The following is a 19,317-nucleotide window of genomic DNA, read 5'->3' as shown; positions in this document are numbered from 1 at the left end:
ATAACTCTTAACTAATTCACTATGAACATACTCTCAGAAGTAAAAAACCGGGCCTTGGCCCCAACCCCTCCTTTCTTCCAGTGGCTGAAGAAGGCAGGACTCCTGATCGCCGCCATCGGCACCGCAATGCTGACCGCACCGGGAGAAGTACCTGAAATGCTCTTGGCTTATGCTGGCCATGCAGTGACAGCGGGCACCATCCTGGTGAGCATCTGCCAACTGACCGTGGATGAAAGCCGGCTGGAAGAAAAGTTGCTGCAGGCAGTGAAGTAAACCAGTAACCTTGAAAATCAAAACCCGGGCAGGAGGTCTTGCCTGGGTTTTTTGTTGTATGGTACGTCGGACTGCTTCGCCAACGTGAGTGTGGACACTCACGTTTCCACCCACGGCTATTAAAAACTTTGACCCATTCCGGGTCGTGACTTCGAACTCTGGCCTTTGGCGGATACAAATCATGGTTAGGATAGGCGCGGGGGCCGACGCAAAAGCGGGCCGGCGTTCGGCCTCGCGGGGAGAAGCTTCCTCCCCACAACCTGGCTCAAAAACTCCCGTTTTTGCCCAGTCTTGATTTTTTCTTTCTTTTCTATCAAGAAAAAAAACATAAAGAAATCAACTGTGGAGCTTCCCAAGGCCTCAACTCAAGCCTTGTCCAATGTCGGACTTTTTACATCTCCAAAATCAACATCCCCGTTCCCTGTCTAAAATCCATCCAAACCATCATACTGTAGAGCTTTCCAAAGCCAAAGTGCAAAGCCGTGTTCGGGGTAATATTCGATCTCTTCCACCAGTCTTTTTTTGGTGTCATACCGATATTCAAACATGGGTCTTCTCTCTGTGTTGGACACAGGTACAGACTTGGAAATCAAAAGACCGCCATCATCATACCCAAAATACCAGTCCCTAAAAGGTGTGTCATATTGGTTTTCGGCGACGTAGACCTGCCGGGAAATCCTTCCCTTTTCGTCATATTCAAAAAGATAGAACAAACCGGGATTGGAACCCAGGCTTATTTTACTGATCTGGCCAGCCGTGTTGTACTCATACAGCTCAAAGTTATTGCCGTCTCGCAAGATTTGCTTCAGTCTGCCGGCATTGTCATAGTGGTATTCAAGTGTAGTGAAAGGATGAGTAAGATTTTGGAAACTGTATTCGGCCTTCGAATTCAGTAATCCCGTGTCCGTGAAATGAAAAGTCGTAAAACCTACGGTATCCTTCTGGGAGTTGAATCCTATCTCCAGCAGGGGCCTGCCTTCGATATCATAAAAGTGATGTAAGTAGCCAGTCACGTCTGAGCCCTGATAGAAAGTGGTCAGGCTGGGCAAGGTCGGATGTTGGCCGGGTGCAACTGACTTTTGGAGAATGGCAGAAATATCAATTTCCGGATCTTGATTTAGCGGTTCGTCTTCAGGACCTGGACTGCAAGAGGTCGAAAAAAACAAAAACAGGCCAAAGACAACGTTGGCTTTCAGTGTTGCCCGTGATATGCCCAGTTTCCTTGTTATAAACTCGATCATGGTTAGTAAATTTTATATCAAATATAACTTTGAAAAGACCCACCGGAGATAATGTGCCGACAGCGTCAAATTACTTTCAGAATGACAAGATTTTAATCCATTTATAAGCACATGCGCAACTATGCTGCGTGAGATTACTGCATTTTACTTAACTCTCTTTCTATCATCTGCTCCATACCGAGAGAGGGATCAGGTAAATCGGAACTGATAATTACACCCTCAGGATCAATCAAAAAATATTTGGGAATTGACTTGACCAGGTATTTGTCTCCAAACGTATCATTCATCCCATCTGGAATATTGACTTCGGATCCATCCTCATTGGGGTTGGTGTTGGATACAAATTCTTTCCATCTATCCAATTCAGAATCTAAGGATATCATAACGACCTCAATTCTCGGATCTGAGGAATACTTAGCCGCTATCTCCAGGATTTTTGGACGGTGCTGGATACAGGGACCGCACCAAGTAGCCCACGCATCGATCAGCACAAGCTTCCCCCTTAATTCAGAGAGTTTAAAGGAAGAACCGTCAGGTCTTCTTGCTTCAAAATCAAAGGCGGATATACCTGCCATAGACGAAAAGAATGAGTCAGACGCTCTATTTATAAGGTAGATATAGGGATTATTCTTTTCTCGTTCTAAGGCTTCCTTGATTTTATCAGTGGTAAATAAATGTTGATGAGGTCGCCAGTAAGTAGGATGTTCGATGACTGATTGGATGTAAAAGGCTTTCAGAAAATCTTCTAGGGCTGGATCGGTGTTTTTGGATTCGATGATATCCAAGAAGAACGGAATAGACGGTATGGAATCGTTCTTTCTTAGGTATTCAATCTCATACTGATATAAGATATTATGTGGAAGTGATTTGGCTTCAGTTCCATAAGCTGGAATGTCAGCGACAAAATCAAAAAACGGATCTTCCGGCTTTAGTTTTCGCATCATCCGACCAAAGTAAAAAAGGAAATTTTGAGCTCGAGCCTTATTTTGATAGTTCAATATTGCGTATTCACCTTCAGATAGTTGTTTCGAATCCCCAGCGATAACTTCTTGTCTTTTCTCGATCAAGCTATCAAACTTCTGTTTTACCTCAGCTACGTCGCCGTATTCATAGAGTCTACCGTATTTTGAATGCATTTCGTCAGAGGAATGCCAGAGGTAATTGCTCAACGAATCAGCGGGTTGGTTTTTAGTCTTGACATTCTCCCCCTCGAAGACGAGCTCTCTTTTACTTCCTGGCTCGAGAATAGCTAAATAAGGGGATTCTTTTCCTTTGATCTGAATGCCGACCAAAAGAGGGTGCTTGATCGGGAAGAAAAATTTTCGCTGAGGAGAATTGAGCGGGATTTTGGCAATTGTCTCACCGGTGATTAATTCCTGAATGAATAAGCTGTCGTATGGGTTCGAACTTTCAGGAATCGTTATTTCAAAAACCTCAGGTTCCGAACAGCTTTGAAAAGCCAGAAAAGCACCGGTAATAAAAATGAAGATTTTGTTCATGTAAATCGTTTACTATCCTCAATATAAGCTTTTTAAGGCAAGTAACTATCTATTCAGGAAAAAAGGATTTCGTTTCGACCCCTGTTAGCTAAAGGAGTTCCTTTTGAATCCCGAAATTTTGGCTTTTCCGAATTCCCGATAGTCAAATGTGAAACTTAAGGCTGTCAAATGATAAATGACGCAACCTCATTTCCCCCACCCATGCCTCCTGAGAGAAAGAGGACCGGCCGAAACAGATTCGCTTTCAGCAGATCTCGGCACCGCCCGCTTTTTCCAATCCATATCGCTTATCCCGATTCGAGTATTGAAACAAACCACAATCTACCCAACACCAACAAAAATAACCACAGTCCAAGGCCAGTTTGGACGAAATCATTAATTTGGACGGCAGACGGGAAGAAACCTGCGGGGTAGAAACACCATCAAAAAACCGCCTAACCAAAAATTAACAGCATCTATATGAATAACCACATTTCTGATTTAATACATAAAGCTTACTCAGCTTTCAATTCCAGAGATATTGACAGTGCGCTTGCAACATTTCATGTAGACGTACAGTGGCCAAAAGCATTTGAAGGCGGTTATGTAAGCGGTCACGATGAAATTCGGGCTTATTGGACTAGACAATGGGCTGAGATAAATCCAACCGTCCAACCACTTGAGCTTAACGAGAGGGAAGACGGGACTTTAGAAGTAAAAGTTCATCAGGTTGTTAAGGATCTAGAAGGAAATCAGCTGTTCGACGGAATAGTGAAACACGTTTACACGATTCAAGATGATCTGTTGAGACGGATGGATATTGAACTTGAATAGGAAAAATATCCGATAGATCTACCCAAGGGGCACTTTCCCGGTACCTGAGCTAGTGTCTGGAAGTTTGCCATTTTTAAATTTGGCCTTATGAAAATTCAAAATCTTTCTTTCCCCAATGCGTCAGGGGAGCAGCTTTCCGCCAGACTCTATCTACCCTTGGATGAAGTACCGAGGTTTTATACGGTATTTGCCCATTGCTTTACCTGCTCCAAAAACTTCAAGGCGGTGACCAATATTTCAGCCACGCTGAGCCAGTTGGGTGTGGCCGTGTTGATCCTTGATTTTACAGGTTTGGGGGAATCTGACGGCGACTTTGAAGAGGGCGGTTTTTCGTCCAATGTCTCCGATTTGATCACGGCTTCCCAATTTTTGGAAGAAAACTACGAGGCTCCCAAGTTGATCATCGGTCATTCCCTGGGCGGGGCAGCAGTGATCTTTGCAGCCGCAAGACTGGACAGTATCCAAGCCGTTGTCACCATTGGCGCGCCTTCGCAACCGGATCATGTGAAGCGGCTGTTTTCGGATGAGCTGGATAGCATAAAAGAGGACGGAAAGGCGAAGGTTGATATTGGAGGAAAGCCCTTTACCTTAAGTCAGGAATTCCTAAAGGATTTTGAATCACAGAATCTACTTGAATTACTCCATGGGATGCGAAAGGCCTTTCTTTTCATGCATTCCCCACAGGACAGAGTAGTGGATATCTCCAATGCTGCCGAGCTGTATCAAGCGGCCTTCCATCCCAAAAGCTTTGTAACCCTCGACGGTTCAGATCATCTATTATCGGATGAGAAAGAAAGCCGCTATGCCGGTGAAGTGATCAGCACCTGGTCCAAGAAGTATCTGCCCACGGAAGTATCCGAAAATAATGTAAAAGGGCATCAGGTGAAGGTCCGTCTTGCCGGGGATTCTTACACCACAGAGGTGATGACTCCCTTTCATCACCTGATTGCCGACGAACCTGAATCCGTGGGAGGAAAGAACCTGGGACCCACTCCGTATGACCTGTTGATGGCTTCTCTGGGCACCTGCACTGCAATGACCCTGAAGATGTATGCCGACCGAAAAGGCTGGGTTTTGAAGGAAATCAACGTATACCTCAATCATGAGCGGGTCCATCAGCAAGACAGTGAGTCGGTGGACAGCTCCCAAAATGCAATGCTTTCCAAGTTCACCCGATGGCTTGAGGTCAAGGGTGACGTTACGGAGGAGATGAAACAAAAGATGTTGGAAATCGCAGACAAATGTCCTGTCCATAAAACCCTGCACGAGCCGATCAAAGTCGAAACCTATTTTAAGAGTCAGGTTTGAGAAGAGAAAAGTTGAAATTATAGTGTCAGTAAACCAAAGCAATTGAATTGAGTCCATTTCCCTCCAATCCATCAATCTTACTCCGGCTTACTGCTGCGGTGTTGTTGATCTTTTTGATCGGGGTGCTGTTTTTCAATGTTTACCTGATTGGGTCATTGGGCGTTTGGACCGAATGGGTGCTTTCTTTTTTTGGCGGGTACTACCTCTTCTTGGGCCTTGGATCGGTGCTGTTGATGTTGCTGGCGGGGATTTCTCCCTTGGGAAAGATCAAACTGGGAGCTGGGAAACCCGAGTTTGGCTGGCTTTCGTGGATTGCAATGCTATATAGCACAGGGATGGGTGGCGGCCTGATCTTACGGGCAGTACAGGAACCTGTCTTTTACTTTCAAAATCCTCCCCGGGAAGTTGACATAGACCCGAAAACCTTCTCGCTTGAGTACACTTTTTTCCACTGGGGGCTGACTCCATGGGCTTTTTATGGACTGATGGCCTTGATTGTCGCTTACAATCTCTACATCAAAGAAGGTTCCGCCCTGAGTTCCTCGGCCCTCCTGGGAAGGCTGAATCATCCCTGGTTGGCTGGATGCTTAGACTTGCTGACTGTGCTATGCACCCTGTTTGGCGTGGTAGCAGGAGTTGGGTTGGGCAGTAGACAGCTGATGGAAGCTGTGGCTTACTGGACAGGATGGGGATTTTCTTCGCACACGGTAATCCTGCCCATTCTCCTGGTATCGGTGATAGCGACGCTTTCCGCTCATTTTGGGGTCAGGAGGGGGATCCGTCTGCTGTCTAATTTGAACATCCTGGGAGCTACGGTCCTGTTGCTCTTCGCCTGGATTATGGGTGATACCTTCGGTTCGGTTTCCTACTTTTTCTCTGCTATTGGAATGTACCTTCGGGACTTTCTACCGATGAGTCTCAACTATGGGAAAGCACAGGTTTCAGATGATTTCCTGAAAGACTGGACCTATTTCTATTGGGCATTCTGGCTCTCCTGGGCACCATTTACGGGCGTTTTTATAGCGAGGATTTCCAAGGGAAGGACCATCCGGGAGCTTGTGGCAGCTACCTTGATTATCCCGGCTTTGGGGACCTTCTTATGGTTTTCTGTATTTGGGCTGAACGGCATCGAACTGATCGAATCCAGTCAGGTGGCACCCGAATCCTTTTCTTCGATCTATAGCTCATTGTTCAACTATTTCTCGCATTTCCCGTTTCCGTTGGTCAGCAATTTGCTTGTCACTTTGCTTGTTTCCACCTTTTTGATCACCTCAATTGATTCGGCGATCTTCGTGTTGAGTATATTTTCTGACGAAGGAAAAGCAGAACCCAACTCAAGGATCCGGATTTTCTGGGGGATCAGCATCTTCCTTTTCACCGCGATCCTGGTATGGCTGGGGAAAGACGGACTGTTAGAGGCAGTGAGTAATCTGTTGATTCTGTTTGCCCTGCCTTTCAGTTTTGTCTTTCTGTTTCTAATCGTCCAATTCCTCCGAAGGATCGCTAAACCGAATCCAGATGAAATCGAGCATGACTAAAAAGTCACACACTGGAAGGATTGTCGGCGATGCGAGATTCTCCCGAAGAAAAATCGGGACAGGCTATGTGGCAAATAAAAATCAAATTATAAACACATGAAAAATCAGGAACTGATTGAGACCGATTTTCTAACGATCCGAAAGCATACCGAGGCGATCTGCGCCCCTTTGGAGGTGGAAGATTACGTCCCGCAACCCATCGCGGATGTGTCCCCTCCAAAATGGCACTTGGCGCACACCACTTGGTTTTTTGAGCAGTTTGTCTTGATCCCCTTTTCGCCTGGTTACCGGATCTTTGACGAGGACTTTGCCTATCTGTTCAACAGCTATTACAACCATGCCGGTGATCGCGTCCTCCGACCAAACCGGGGCCTGATGAGTCGGCCGCCGGTAAGGGAAGTCATGCGATACCGGGAATATGTGACGGGAAAACTCTCTGAGATGATGCGTTTACAAAAGCTAAGTGACGAGGTTCTCGATAGGATCGTGTTGGGCATCAACCATGAGCAACAGCATCAGGAACTGTTGGTCTATGATCTGAAGTATATCCTCGGCAATCAGCCTACATTTCCGGTGTATGGGACCGAATTTCATACCAAGCCTAAGGGAAAAGGCGATTTCCTGAAGTTTGAGGAAGGAATCTATGAGATCGGTTTTGCCGGAGATGGGTTTTGCTACGACAATGAGTTGGGGAGGCATCGGGTTTTTCTGGAAGCGTTCGAACTATCGGACAGCTTGGTGACCAACGGGGAATACCTGGAATTCATCGGTGCCGGAGGCTATCAAAATTTTGATTATTGGCTGGATGAGGGCTTACATTTTATCAGAAAAGAGGGAATCACCGCACCGCTGTACTGGCATCAGAAGGATGGGGAATGGTGGAACTACACCTTGGGTGGATTCGAACGGATCGATCTGGAACTCCCGGTACAGCATCTGAGTTTTTATGAAGCCATGGCCTATGCGGCGTGGAAAGGGTGCCGATTGCCTACCGAGTTTGAATGGGAAGTGGCTGCAGCGCAGCTGGATTGGAGGCAACTTTGGGAATGGACCAACAGTGCCTACTTGCCCTATCCGGGATTCAAAAAAGTTGCGGGAGCCCTGGGAGAATACAATGGGAAATTTATGGTCGGTCTCCATGTGCTCCGCGGAGGTTCGGTAGCCACACCCGCGGGGCATTCCCGCATCACCTATCGGAATTTCTTTCACCCATCCGCTCGATGGATATTTTCAGGACTAAGACTGGCAAGATGAACGAAAGTGTGAAACTGTTTATGGAAGAGGTGTTGCAGGGCTTGAAAAGCAGTCCTAAAACGCTGTCTTCCAAATATTTTTATGATGATGAAGGATCCCGCATCTTTCAGCAAATCATGGACATGCCGGAGTATTACCTCCCGGAGGCAGAGTTTGAAATCATTCAGACCCAGTCCGAGGCAATAGCCAGGCGAATCAACCAGACCCGACTCGATATCATCGAGCTCGGAGCCGGGGACGGGAGAAAGATGGTTCATTTGGTTCAGGTCATGAGTCAGTTCTCTGCTGATCTCAGCTATTTTCCGTTGGATATCTCTGAAGGGATCTTGAAAGTAAACGAAGAACTGTTCAGAAAAACTGTCCCCTCGGTGCATTTCGAGAGTTTGGCGGGGGACTACTTCAAGACACTCCCGGCTCTTAAAGACCGGACAAATCCCAGATTGATCGTGTTTGCAGGAAGCAATATTGGGAATTTCAGAAAAGGCAAAGCCGTTGAATTTTTGAAATTCATCAAAGGCGAATTGAAGCCCGGAGACTTCTTTGCGCTTGGCGTAGATCTAAAGAAAGATCCAAAGAAAATCCTGTCTGCGTACAACGACCCCACGGGACTTACCAAACGGTTTAATCTCAACCTATTGACAAGGATTAACCGGGAACTGAAGGCTGATTTTGACTTGAAGTCATTTGAGCATTATGCCACTTATCATCCGATCACCGGCGCTGCAGAGAGCTTTCTGTTTAGCCTCAGGGATCAAGCCGTGACTATCGGCGATGAAGTGATCCAATTTCAAAGAGATGAAGTAATCCAGATGGAAATTTCCCAAAAGTATGACCTTCCACTCTTGCAAGAACTTTCATCGGCCGCGGGTTTATCCCTGGATTCTGTCTACTCAGATTCTCAGGGATTGTTTTCTTGGGTATTGATGGTTTAAACCGGCTGAAGTAAACTTTTTGCGACGCGTTCTTCCATTCTGGGTCGTGACGTCCTTCTTCAGAAGCTGGACTATTCCCATTAGCCACATTCTCCGTACCTCGGCATTAACCTCCCGTTCCCCACGACATCTCTGCGCCGAGGTAAGCGACCATTTTTCTTTTTACCATGGGTTACAGCCCTCGTGCCTCAGGCTTCACCCACGGCTATTGAAAAGTTTGACCCATTCTGGGTCGGAGGCCAAACCCCAGCCTTTGGCGGAAACAAATCCCAATTCAGATAGGCGGGCGGACGGGCGCAAGAGCGGGCCGGCGTTCCCGTTGTCCTGCTTCTCCAGAGGACCGAGCGTTAAGAAACAGCCCGCCGCGGCGGGCTGTTTTAGCGAGAGCCTGTCCCGAGAAGCGCAGCGTATCGGGAGGCCAGGCTGCAGGGGAGTTTTGCAATAACCACATTCTCCGTACCTCGGCATTGACTTCCTGTTACCGACCACATCTCTGCGCCGAGGTGGATCACGGGTAACGACATTTACCTGGGGTCGGTTGGTGAGCTGCCTGCACTGAGCCTGTCGAAGTGTCGAACCATAAAACCCCAGGCTACCCATCTGGCGTACCTACGGCACGAGTTGTTGTTGTGGCCCCTAAGCCGTATCAGACGTATAGCCAATACAAAAAAAGTACCAGACACAGCCGGCTAGAGAAGGGCCCTGCAGGATTTACGGTTTTTGGTTCTGCGGAAAACCGTAAAAAAACAGGTTAGCTCCTGAGGTTACGAAGGAGATCCACCTGTTTTTAGGTTTGGAGCAGGGCCAAAAATCCAATCGCCCACCAATACTCGTCTAGCAGAAAACACCACCGATTGGAAGTAAAGACTGAGGCCCGAAGTTTTTGGTTACTTTTTGCGTCAAAAAGTGACGAAGAAAACGACCTTGGAATTTCCTGAGACCTCACTCAAGCCTCGTCCCGCTTCTCCGAAAGCTGGACTATTTACCAATCACCATCTCCGTACCTCGGCATTGACTTCCTGTTACCGACGACATCTCTGCGCCGAGGTAAGCGACCATTTTTCTTTTTACCATGGGTTACAGCCTTCGTGCCTCAGTCTTCACCCACGGCTATTGAAAAGTTTGACCCATTCTGGGTCGGAGGTCAAACCTCAGCCTTTGGCGGAAACAAATCACTGTTTTGTGGGCGCGTAGGGCGATTTGCCAGCGGGCCGGCGTTCCCGTTGTCCTGCTTCTCCAGAGGACCGAGCGTTAAGAAACAGCCCGCCGCGGCGGGCTGTTTTAGCGAGAGCCTGTCCCGAGAAGCGCAGCGTATCGGGAGGCCAGGCTGCAGGGGAGTTTTGCAATAACCACCATCTCCGTACCTCGGCATTGATTTCCTGTTACCGACGATATCCTTTGTCGCGGGAATTTTTCGTAAAAATGATGGAATGACTTACTGCTCCTCATTAAGACGTCTCCGACAAAGTGAAAACTCACCAACACCGACGGAACTTGGTCCACTTTAAACTCTCCATTTTAAATTCTTGTGTTGAGCGTAGTCGAAACATTAAACTCCCACCACACCCGACAGAACCACCATCAACGCAGCAACACTCACGATCTTCTTCTCGGCAAAGGCCACACGAAAATCCTGCAGCGCAAGCGCAATATGATTTTCTACCGTCTTGGGGGAGATTCCCAGTTCCTGGGAGATTTCCTTATGGGACAGTCCCTCTATTCTGGACAACTCAAAAACCTTCCTCCGTTTCTCAGGAATTCTATTCATGACATCTTCGACTGTTGCCTGAAGCTCCTGGTAGTCGATAGCCTCCTCGATATTGTTGAAACCCGACTCCAGATAGCTCATCTGGTACTTTCTGGTCGCCTGCTCCTTGATCTTGGCCTTGAAGCTGTCTACGGCAACATTCCTGGCAATCGTCAGGATGTAAGATTGAATATTCCGCTCAGGATCCAATTGCTTCCGAGCCTCCCAAATCTTCACAAACACCTCCTGAGTCACCTCTTCTGCATCGGAAGGGTCAAGCCCATACTTCACGCAGAACCCAAACACCCTTCCGTGGTAGAGCTTATAGATCTCTTCGAAAGACGTTTTGCATCCCCTTTGTAGATTTTTGGCTATTTCTTGTAAAGACGGACTCATTCAAAAAAAACAGACGGTTCAAAAATTATTTGTGTAAGCTATCAAAGATATTTTGAAAGTTTTCTAAATCATGGGGAAGATTCATGATTATTTGGTGTTTTCCCAGTATTAAAAAGAGAAAATATTTTTTCGAAAATTCTTTTGGGGGGTAGGCTCCTTTTTTCAGTACTACTTTAAAATTCGACCCATGAACCCCGAAAAACTCAGGAAATTTTTCAAAGGTGATTGCAGCGCCGAGGAGGTTTACTCCATCCTGCGCTGGATCAACACTCCCGAGGGGAAAAAAGAACTGGAGCGCTTTTTCGACGGGTATCATGGGGATTACACCATGGATTCCCGAGTAAGCGAAGGGATCTTGGCTAAGATCAAGGATAGGATCGATCTTGATGCCGAACCGGAGGTCGTGTTCGAAAAGACGGTAGACAGAAAGATTTTCCGGATGGAGAAACTCGCCTATCTGAGAAATACCGTGGCAGCCTGCGTGGTAGTTTTTCTGGTGGTCTGGGGTGTTGCGCACTTTTACTCCCAAAAGGGGATCAGCGACTCCCGCACTGCAAGTCTTCAGGCTGAATGGATCGAAAGGTCCGTTCCGGTCGGGCAAAAGCTGAAGTTAAGGCTCGGCGACGGCACGGAGGTCATCCTAAACTCGCTGAGTTCTATCAGATTTCCCAGAAAGTTTTCAGAAGAGACACGCGAGGTTTTTCTGGAGGGAGAGGGCTTTTTCGAGGTGACGCCGGAGCAAAACCGCCCTTTTATAGTACGTTCTGATCAGATGGAGACCAAAGTGCTCGGAACATCCTTCTTGGTCAGGACAGCGGACGACAAACCCGCGATGGTTGCGGTACTGACCGGAAAGGTTCAGGTGTCCCTGCCGGCAGATCAGCAAATGGACGAGGAAAAGGACGTTGTCGTGTTGGAGCCAATGGACGCAGTAAAGGTCAGTTCGGCTGCGGGATCTTTCGACCGTGTTCCGGTCGAGTACGATGAGGTCTTCGCATGGAAAGACGATGTAATAAGTTTTAAGGAAACTGAATTTCAGGAAGTTGTCGGACGGCTGGAAAAGTGGTATGGGGTGAAAATCCTATTGCCTGACAGCTGGCGTCCCACAGCACACTATACCGGAAGGTTCGAAAAGCAAACTCTGGAAGAAGTCCTGTTGGGACTTTCCTTTGTTTATGACTTCCAATTTCGGATTGACAATAGCACAGTAACCATCTATCGCTAACCACCAAAACAAGATGCCTATGAAGAACCAAAAGAAGAGAGAATAAAAAAGATCATCGATCAAAGCTGGATTTGGCCGTGCAGCAATGACCAATGATCTGAAAGTTTACAGACGAATTAAATTATCCATAAACAGCATTATTATGATGACAAAGTTACAGGAAATAATTGTAACCATGGGAAAACGTGCCCTGTTGGGTTTCGTTTTCCAGTGCTTTTTTTACAGCACGATCCTGGCAGCGCCCGGCAATGCCCAGTCCAGATTGGATGAGACTTTTGTCTCAATCGGAAAAGAGAGCCGCCCCTTGATGGAGGTGTTCCGAAAAGTTGAAAGTGAGACAGATTTTACCTTCTCATACAAGCCGGTGGATATTCAGGGACAAGTCTTTGACCCCGCGGACATCCCGGAGAGGGTCTCCCTGGAAAAGCTCCTGGAGGAGATCTCCAGAAATACAAATCTCAAATTCCGACAGGTCAACAACCTGATCCACGTCGGTACCAAAAAGGAGACTTCACCAGTGGTGGTCAAGATGCCCGACATCACGGTAACGGGTACGGTCGTAGACGAGACCCAGGCCCCGCTCCCCGGAGTGACGATCACCGTACAGGGGACAACCAAAGGGACTGTTACCGACGTGGACGGCAAATACAGCCTCACCGTCGATGAAGATGCGGTCCTGGTATTTTCTTTCATAGGCTATGAAAGCCAAACGGTCGAAGTGGGTAACAGAAGCCAGATCGATATCACGATGGGAGAGGATACCCGCTCTCTGGATGAGGTGGTGATCGTAGGCTATGGCACGGAGAAAAAAGTAAACCTAACCGGAGCGATTTCCCCTGTGAAAACCGCCGATATCAGTGAAATACCCGCCACCAATCTATCCAACACCCTGGCGGGACGTGCGCCTGGAGTAAATGTCACCGGAACTTCCGGCATGGCTGGCGCATCTTCTTCGATTCGCATACGGGGAAGTTTTGGGGATCCGCTTTATGTAATTGACGGAATCGTACGGGACAAAGAGGCGTTTGATGCACTCAACGCCAACGAGGTTGACCAGCTGTCCTTTCTCAAGGATGCCGCCTCTGCGTCGATCTACGGATCACGTGCGGGAAACGGCGTGGTGTTGGTGACTACCAAGACGGGAACCAAGCAGAAGATGACGGTGGGATTCCTCTCTACGTTTACCACCGCCAGACCAACTCAAGAGCTCTTGTCCGACCAAACCACCGCAACGGACGAACTCATCTATCAAAACAGAGTGGCGGAATACCTGGGCACCAGTCTGCCAAATGGACCCGAGGAATTTGAGTATTTCGAAAACCGAAGCTACAACGTCAATGACTTCATCTGGCAAAATCCCCTCAGCCAAAACTATGCGCTGAGTGTAACAGGCGGAAATGATGACGTCACCTACTATTCCCTCCTGAGCTACATCGGCGAAAGGGGCTCCTACAAAAGTGTGGAGAATGGCAAGTTTAACCTCCGGACTAACGTGTCGGCCAAGATCACCGAAAAGATCCGGCTCGACCTCAACGTCTCCGCAACGCAGCTCAACCACGACCGTTTCTATTGGCCGTTTTCGGGAGACGACGACTACGATGTCTCAGATCTCTACCGGGTGAGCTTCAACTGGCCCAAAGTGTATCCATTTTACCTGGAAGAAGATGGAACTCCAGCCGACTACGTCACTGACTATCCGGTACAGACCCCGATGGGAAGCTGGCAGGCCTGGAGTGTGATTGACCAGATCGTCGGTGATCGGTACATCAACACCAGAAAGCGCCAAGCCAACGCCATCCTGGCGCTGAACGTGGACTTGGGAGACCTTCTGGAAGGACTCTCTACACGGGTGTCAGGCAACTATCTGGCGGAAGACTACATGCGAAAGAAATACCTGACCTATCAGAAAAATTACGTGTTTACCCAAGCCGATCCTGACGGAAACAGGTTTCTCCCGGCAGCGCCCGATCCAAACAATACCAATATCTTCAACTTTAGCCAAAACCAGGAGTTTCTGAGCTATGAATTGGAGACGGAGTGGAGCTATCAGTTTAACTGGTTTTTGAACTTCCAGCGGAATTTTGGCAAGCACGGTATCAACTCCATGCTGGTCTACGAGCAAGCGGAAAACGGTTTGTATGGGGCATTTGCCAAAGCAGAAGATCCCCTGACCCACTATGACCAGGACTTTGTCTACTCGCAGGATTCTGAGCGAAGATACGGGAGTGGCCGGGAAGAGATTGGCGCGAGAAGCTCCCTGATCGGACGAGCCAACTACAACTTCGACGAAAAGTACATCGCCGAGTTTTCCTTCAGATACGATGGAAACACGCTGTTCCCAAAAGAAAGCAGATGGGGCTTTTTCCCTTCAGTCTCGGCGGCATGGCGAATTGCAGGTGAGGAGTTTATGTCTTCTACCTCCAGTTGGCTGGATGACCTGAAGCTCCGGGCATCGTATGGGACCACAGGAAATGATTTGGATATAAACGGCAACCGGATCACGCCTTTTTCATATGTGAAAACCTACAGCAACGGCGGCAGCTACATCTTCGGAGATGACCTCTACAGCAGTATCATACCCGGAGCTACTCCCAATCCCAATCTGACTTGGGCCACATCCACCACCTTCAACGGAGGCTTGGATTTCGAACTGATGACTACCAGGCTCTCGGGTTCACTGGATGTCTTTTACAAGAAGGAAGTGGATATCCTCGGTTCGCGTCTGGTAACGCTGCCCGACAACTATGGTCAGGCCTTGGCACCGGAGAATTACGCGGAGCGATCCTGGAGAGGGGGCGAGCTTTCCATCCTTTGGAGAGACCGTGCCAAAGGAGGCACCATCAGCTACTCTGTCTATGGTAACCTCGGCTTGGCCAAAGACCAATGGGATGTTTTGGATCAGGATCCGATCTTTTTGGAAGGAGGCCTGCGGGAAGCAGAGTCGGTTATCGGCAAACCGGTTAACAGGATAGAAGGCTTGAGAGCGCTTGGTATGATACGTACCCAAGAGCAGTTGAACGAGCTGCTGGAAGCTGGCTTTACCCAGTATGGCAGAGATCCCTATCTGGGGGGGCTGTACTTCGAGGACATCCGGGGTGACGGTTACGCTCCGGGACCTGACGGGAAGATTGACGGCAACGACTTCCAGCTGCTTTCCACCAATGCAGCTCCACGGTTGAATTATGGTTTCGGTTTCAATCTCGATTGGGCAAACTTTTCCATAGATGCACACTTTCAGGGAGTGGGTGTCTACGACCGCATCATCAGCAATCAGGAAGGTGCAGGGATGAGACAACACGGCGGCTCCATAAGGCCTTATTATCCGATTTGGGCTGACGACGTGTGGACTCCCGAGAATCCGGATGCCCAATACCCAAGACCCATTGGCCAAAACTGGTATGAGTCGGGAACGGGATCTACTTCATTCTGGATCAGAAACGGAGCTTACCTCAGACTTAAGAACTTGAATGTCGGCTACAACGTCCCGCAGAAAATCCTTTCTAATCTCAAGGTGACCTCTGCCAAGATATTCTTCAACGGCACCAATCTCTTCGCGGTATCCGAGATGAAGGAATTCCATGATCCTGAGCAAAAGAACTACGATTCGTTCCCGCTCATGAGGACGTTCACACTGGGTTTGGATGTTAAATTTTAAAGCAGCACACAATGAAAAACTTACTATATACCCTCAGCATATTCTTGGTGTTTTCGTCCTGTTCAGATGTGCTTGATATTGATGATATCAACAATTACAGCCCTGAATTGGTCTGGAATGATGAGAACCTGGCCAATGCTTACATGGCCAATCTGTATCAGATGTTTGGCAATTGGAACACAGGCGCCGATCAGACCAGCCAGCAGCTGGCTGGCATACACTGGTATGACAACCGGATCAACATCAGCAATGGCGAATACAAATCCTGGAACTACAACAGGATCAGGCAGATCAACCAGGCGATAGTCGATGTCAATGCGGGAGAGCTGCCCCAGGAAGTCAAGGATAACATTACAGGTCAGGCCCTGTTTATGCGTGCCTACACCTATTTCGATATGGTGGTCTATCACGGCGGCGTTCCGTATATCACGCTGCCTCAGGACCGGTACGAAGATGACCTCTATGTCGCGAGAAATTCTACTGCCGAATGTTTTGATTTGCTGATTCAGGACTTGGATCAGGCTATCGCTTTTTTGCCTGAGAATATCGAAACCGGCTCCGGAGACTATGGCAAGATTGACGGCAATTTCGCCAAGGCATTCAAAGCCAAGGTCCTGCTCTACAAGGCTTCTCCTCAATTCAACCCTACCAATCCCTGGGACAATGCGCACTGGCAGGAAGCCTATCAAGCCAATAAGACTGCCTATGAATCCCTGCTTTCCCAAGGCTTTGCCCTGGTAGACGACTATGGGGGAGTGGCCCTGGAAGAAAGAAATCCCGAGGTGGTGTTTTCAGTAATCAACAGCTATCCGGACAAGTCGGCCAACTGGGACTTTGGCGTGCGCCCCGGATCGGAAAGCAGAGGCCCGGCCTCGGCATGTCCTACTTGGGAATTTATCAAAGAATATCCCATGCTCGACGGCAAGCGCTATGACGATCCCTCAGGCCAATACTACATGGATGAGGAGGAGTTTCTCCAGAATTATTGGAAAGACCGGGATCCAAGATTTGAGAAGTCCATTGTATGGAACGGGAAAGTCTATGAGGTTTCCGGAAAGTCCGGCAAGAGACAATACACGTCCTTGGGAGTGGCCCATGAGTTGGATGATTTTGGGATCAACCCCAAAGCGGCAACCAATTCGACAAACTTGGATCGGTACACGGGCTTTTTCATACTGAAAAACAGCCTGCTCGATCTGACACAACCCGAAGTGCAGCAATACGATGTGGACTATGTGGTGATGAGATTTGCCGAGGTCATGTTGAATTACGCTGAGACAGCTAACGAGACCGGCGATCCCGCCACTGCCGTCCAGATGCTGAAGATGATCCGTGAACGGGCTGGCATCCTGCCGGGAAACGATGAGATGTATGGATTGAATGTAGGGTCGAGGGAGGAAATCAGGGAGGCGATCCTTGCGGAAAGAAACATTGAACTCAGTTTCGAAGGGCGCCGGTTTTGGGATCTAAGGAGATTGAGGATGCTGGATAGACTCGACGGAGCTACCAAGCATGGCGTGGAGGCAATCGCTGTCAATCCAGACGGCAGCGAGCAATCACTTGCCGAAGCCAGAGAAAGGGCTGGGACCTATAGTCTGGTGGAAGAAAACTTCAAATACCAAGTTCTTCAGGTGCCCAGATCCGGTGTGCGGGTAAGCGTGGTGCCCGATACCTATTATTTCTTCCCGATCCAGGCTTCTGTCATTGACAAAAACCCCAGTATCGAGCAAAACATCGATTGGGGTGGCACCTTCGATCCTACCTTGAAATAGACGGTTTGACTTAGTAAACTTAAGGGCCCAGGCGCGTGTCTGGGCCTTTTTTTATGTTCTGTCTAAGGTATTCGGACGGAAGGACATTCGCACTTTTCTACTTCTCCGCCAACCTGAGTGTCTCCTATGTTGAAAAACAAGGGTTTAGCTAAAATTTCACAATACTTTTCCGTCACTTTTCTCTTAAGTGCCTTTCAGTTTCCGGAGAACACCTGTCAAGGCCGGTGCGCAGCACCGTTTATTTAGCCTTTACAGGTGTTCGGTGGAAACTATCTTTGCACTTTTGGAGAAGTGATGGTCGTCAGTCACTTGTTATTTTTTCTTCTTCTTTAGCCTCTCTAAACAATCTCCTATCAGCAGTCGGACTGCAATCTGTTGTTCAATTTAAAGAGGAGGGGACGTAGTCTTCACTGAACGGTCGATTCCTATTGGATTGCCGCAGACACACATACCGTTTGCTCCCCTTCCTTGTTTTTAAGGCTTTTGAAGATCTTATTCGATTACTCCCAATTCATAAGGAGTTTGATTGATGAGTATATACCGGATTCTGTTCAATAGCTTTTTTGCGATTTTGATGATGGCTTTGTTTTTATTCATTCTTTTGGCCAGTTCATTAAAGCAAAGCGTTAAGGCTGGATCCTTCCTGACAGCAACCCAGGAGGCTTCTACCAGCATGATTTTGATGCTTTTTCTTCCTCTGTTACTCAGTTTTCCGGTCACTGATTTTTCTCCGCTGCTATGCATAGTAGGTGCAATTCCCACATAATTGCACAGCTCTGGAAAACTTTTGAAGCGATGGATATCACCCAGCTGAACCAGTAAATTCATCGCAACCAGGGTGCTTATCCCTGGAGTAGATAGTAGCAGTTCGCAGTTTCTCTTGTATCGGTCTGTTTTGGAAAGAGCCTGTATCTGCCGTGTGGCATCTAACAGCTGTTTTTTGAGAACCAGGCCTGTTTCCAGATAATTGTTGATCACCTGCTGAAGTTGGGCTGAGACTTGGGGTATGTCTCTTAACCATTCCATATAAGGCTTAGACCAGGACCGATACTGTGATTTGCTGAAGCGTTCGGGAATCTCTATCCCATATTGTAACAACATGGAGCGAACCCGAATCTTTTGTCTGGTCAGATCCTTAGATAGATTGAACCTCTGTCGAATTAAAGAGCGGTCGATTTCCAGCTCCTCATCCGGAATATGGATGGAAGATATCTCGTTGTTTCTAAGCATCCGAGCCAGTTTTCGACTATCGATGGAATCGGTTTTCTGAATCTTCTCTTTATGAGTGGTAGGAACATCAGCAGGATGGACAACCTGACAGGCTATGCCAAGTGATTTGAGTTCTCTGCATGTACCGAATCCACTGAATCCAGCTTCATAAACAGCCCGAAAGTCTGCGCCAGGATAGTTCCTGAGGAGGAATTTTGCCAATGTATCAGGATTTGGATCTGTACTCATCGTCTTTAACTCATGATGATCACTGAAAATGGAAACTGCCCAGTTCTTCTTATGGACATCAAGGCCGACGTAAAGGGTTTGGCCCGAAAACGAATTTGGGTTAACTTTAGTAGAAGGCATAAGCTAAGTAGTTATGATTGAATTGATTAGAGACCTTTTAATCTAACTATTCTAGCTTTGCCTTTCTAGTTTCAAACATAACAGCT

Annotated in this window: 13 protein-coding genes; 9 read left to right on the top strand and 4 right to left on the bottom strand. The window is 47.8% G+C overall.

The features are described from left to right. Positions 1-21: 21 nt before the first annotated feature. Complete coding sequence (locus G459_RS28420; RefSeq protein ID WP_051315397.1) at positions 22-273, top strand: hypothetical protein; 252 nt, start codon at positions 22-24, stop codon at positions 271-273. 425 nt (positions 274-698) lie between these two features. Here G459_RS28420 and G459_RS0123445 read toward each other — a convergent pair whose 3' ends face one another. Continuing rightward, positions 699-1,514 (bottom strand): hypothetical protein, encoded by an 816-nt coding sequence (locus G459_RS0123445; protein ID WP_026969779.1) that lies wholly within the window; start codon positions 1,512-1,514, stop codon positions 699-701. Positions 1,515-1,648: 134 nt separating this feature from the next. Continuing rightward, positions 1,649-3,013: a TlpA family protein disulfide reductase gene (locus G459_RS29245; protein WP_026969778.1), complete on the bottom strand. Its 1,365-nt coding sequence runs from the start codon at positions 3,011-3,013 to the stop codon at positions 1,649-1,651. Positions 3,014-3,472: 459 nt separating this feature from the next. On the opposite strand from G459_RS29245, the gene G459_RS0123435 reads away from it, so the two are divergent. The 5 genes from G459_RS0123435 to egtD all read left to right on the top strand — a co-directional run bounded on the left by G459_RS0123435 (position 3,473) and on the right by egtD (position 8,858). Continuing rightward, positions 3,473-3,826 carry a nuclear transport factor 2 family protein gene (locus tag G459_RS0123435; protein ID WP_026969777.1) on the top strand — a complete coding sequence of 118 codons (354 nt, stop codon included), beginning with the start codon at positions 3,473-3,475 and terminating at the stop codon, positions 3,824-3,826. Positions 3,827-3,913: 87 nt separating this feature from the next. Continuing rightward, positions 3,914-5,134, top strand: coding sequence for a bifunctional alpha/beta hydrolase/OsmC family protein (locus G459_RS0123430; RefSeq protein ID WP_026969776.1), 1,221 nt, complete (start codon positions 3,914-3,916; stop codon positions 5,132-5,134). A gap of 47 nt (positions 5,135-5,181) precedes the next feature. Further along, entirely contained in the window at positions 5,182-6,672 is a 1,491-nt protein-coding gene (locus G459_RS0123425) for a BCCT family transporter (RefSeq protein ID WP_051315396.1), read from the top strand. A 96-nt stretch (positions 6,673-6,768) separates the two neighbouring features. Next, a complete protein-coding gene (gene egtB / locus G459_RS0123420) occupies positions 6,769-7,926 on the top strand; it encodes an ergothioneine biosynthesis protein EgtB (RefSeq protein WP_026969774.1) in 1,158 nt (385 codons plus the stop codon). Beyond that, positions 7,923-8,858, top strand: coding sequence for an L-histidine N(alpha)-methyltransferase (gene egtD, locus G459_RS0123415; protein WP_026969773.1), 936 nt, complete (start codon positions 7,923-7,925; stop codon positions 8,856-8,858). Before egtB ends, egtD begins: the two co-directional genes overlap by 4 nt. Positions 8,859-10,407: 1,549 nt before the next feature. On the opposite strand, the gene G459_RS0123410 is transcribed toward egtD, so the two are convergent. Beyond that, on the bottom strand, positions 10,408-11,001 hold the full coding sequence (locus G459_RS0123410) for an RNA polymerase sigma-70 factor (RefSeq protein ID WP_026969772.1): 594 nt from the start codon (positions 10,999-11,001) through the stop codon (positions 10,408-10,410). 187 nt (positions 11,002-11,188) lie between these two features. Here G459_RS0123410 and G459_RS0123405 point away from each other — a divergent pair, with 187 nt between their 5' ends. The 3 genes from G459_RS0123405 to G459_RS0123395 all read left to right on the top strand — a co-directional run bounded on the left by G459_RS0123405 (position 11,189) and on the right by G459_RS0123395 (position 17,653). Continuing rightward, a complete protein-coding gene (locus tag G459_RS0123405; protein WP_026969771.1) occupies positions 11,189-12,226 on the top strand; it encodes a FecR family protein in 1,038 nt (345 codons plus the stop codon). A 142-nt stretch (positions 12,227-12,368) separates the two neighbouring features. Continuing rightward, positions 12,369-15,881, top strand: a complete 3,513-nt coding sequence (locus G459_RS0123400; protein ID WP_026969770.1) for a SusC/RagA family TonB-linked outer membrane protein — start codon at positions 12,369-12,371, stop codon at positions 15,879-15,881. A gap of 11 nt (positions 15,882-15,892) precedes the next feature. Further along, complete coding sequence (locus G459_RS0123395) at positions 15,893-17,653, top strand: RagB/SusD family nutrient uptake outer membrane protein (RefSeq protein WP_026969769.1); 1,761 nt, start codon at positions 15,893-15,895, stop codon at positions 17,651-17,653. A gap of 492 nt (positions 17,654-18,145) precedes the next feature. Here the strand turns inward: G459_RS0123395 and G459_RS0123390 are convergent, their stop codons facing one another. Next, positions 18,146-19,231: an IS110 family RNA-guided transposase gene (locus tag G459_RS0123390; RefSeq protein WP_026969099.1), complete on the bottom strand. Its 1,086-nt coding sequence runs from the start codon at positions 19,229-19,231 to the stop codon at positions 18,146-18,148. Positions 19,232-19,317 lie beyond the last annotated feature (86 nt).

Origin of the sequence: Algoriphagus terrigena DSM 22685, assembly GCF_000429445.1 — a bacterium.
Taxonomy (GTDB): domain Bacteria; phylum Bacteroidota; class Bacteroidia; order Cytophagales; family Cyclobacteriaceae; genus Algoriphagus; species Algoriphagus terrigena.
The sequence above is the reverse complement of the archived record's forward strand: the minus strand, read 5'-3'. Positions and strand labels throughout refer to the sequence as shown.

Coding starts and splice junctions, on each gene's coding strand:
- G459_RS0123445 (WP_026969779.1), bottom strand. CDS start 1,514: ATGATCGAGTTTATAACAAGGAAACTGGGCATATCACGGGCAACACTG.
- G459_RS0123400 (WP_026969770.1), top strand. CDS start 12,369: ATGATGACAAAGTTACAGGAAATAATTGTAACCATGGGAAAACGTGCC.
- G459_RS0123410 (WP_026969772.1), bottom strand. CDS start 11,001: ATGAGTCCGTCTTTACAAGAAATAGCCAAAAATCTACAAAGGGGATGC.
- egtB (WP_026969774.1), top strand. CDS start 6,769: ATGAAAAATCAGGAACTGATTGAGACCGATTTTCTAACGATCCGAAAG.
- G459_RS0123435 (WP_026969777.1), top strand. CDS start 3,473: ATGAATAACCACATTTCTGATTTAATACATAAAGCTTACTCAGCTTTC.
- G459_RS28420 (WP_051315397.1), top strand. CDS start 22: ATGAACATACTCTCAGAAGTAAAAAACCGGGCCTTGGCCCCAACCCCT.
- G459_RS29245 (WP_026969778.1), bottom strand. CDS start 3,013: ATGAACAAAATCTTCATTTTTATTACCGGTGCTTTTCTGGCTTTTCAA.
- G459_RS0123395 (WP_026969769.1), top strand. CDS start 15,893: ATGAAAAACTTACTATATACCCTCAGCATATTCTTGGTGTTTTCGTCC.
- G459_RS0123405 (WP_026969771.1), top strand. CDS start 11,189: ATGAACCCCGAAAAACTCAGGAAATTTTTCAAAGGTGATTGCAGCGCC.
- G459_RS0123430 (WP_026969776.1), top strand. CDS start 3,914: ATGAAAATTCAAAATCTTTCTTTCCCCAATGCGTCAGGGGAGCAGCTT.
- G459_RS0123390 (WP_026969099.1), bottom strand. CDS start 19,231: ATGCCTTCTACTAAAGTTAACCCAAATTCGTTTTCGGGCCAAACCCTT.
- egtD (WP_026969773.1), top strand. CDS start 7,923: ATGAACGAAAGTGTGAAACTGTTTATGGAAGAGGTGTTGCAGGGCTTG.